The 321-nt window shown below is 32.4% G+C and carries 1 pseudogene; it reads right to left on the minus strand.

The features are described from left to right. Positions 1-321, minus strand: a pseudogene (locus IV88_RS09045) (IS5/IS1182 family transposase); the annotation flags it as partial.

The following is a 321-nucleotide window of genomic DNA, read 5'->3' on the forward strand; positions in this document are numbered from 1 at the left end:
ACGAATACTGTAATTCTTAAAGCTGAACTTAACTCCTTGGTAATCCGTATAGTAATCCGATTCAGCATTATAATCCCAGTTTTGCATTTTTGTGGGATCATTTTTAAATTTACGTTTCTTTTCTTTTTCCATCATTCCGTATGGAATGAGCGGTACCTTATTAAACTGATCAACAATAGCTGAGTAATTGGATTCACTACCATAACCAGCATCAGCAACTATATATTTGAAGAGCTCTAAATGATGCATATCAGAAAGAAACGGAATTAAAGTTCTAGTATCTGTTGGATTTGGAAAAATACCATAGTTTAATACAAATTG

The sequence above is a fragment of the Pediococcus argentinicus genome (assembly GCF_001437605.1).
GTDB classification, from domain to species: domain Bacteria; phylum Bacillota; class Bacilli; order Lactobacillales; family Lactobacillaceae; genus Pediococcus; species Pediococcus argentinicus.